The organism is Limosilactobacillus difficilis (genome assembly GCF_947387495.1).
GTDB lineage: Bacteria > Bacillota > Bacilli > Lactobacillales > Lactobacillaceae > Limosilactobacillus > Limosilactobacillus difficilis.
On the sequence record NZ_CANDNU010000135.1, the window covers coordinates 1 to 203 of the forward strand.

Annotated in this window: 1 pseudogene; it reads right to left on the minus strand. The window is 35.5% G+C overall.

Annotated elements, in window-relative coordinates:
• Nucleotides 1-73: 73 nt before the first annotated feature.
• Nucleotides 74-203: pseudogene (locus QOR82_RS09500) on the minus strand (transposase); the annotation flags it as partial.

A 203-nucleotide genomic window follows, 5' to 3' on the forward strand; every position in this document is an offset into this window, starting at 1 on the left:
GAAAAATATTAAACTATCAAACACCGTTTGAGATATTTTTTGAAGAACCGTTGCACTTAGTTTGACAATTCGTCAGATAATCATGAAATTCTTTAAAGCTACTTTTGATCATTTCTGCCAGATCTCTAGAGATGATGAATCTCGCAATTGTCCGGTAAGTAGGGCACTGTTCCTGAGTTAACCACATGGCAACAATATTCTCA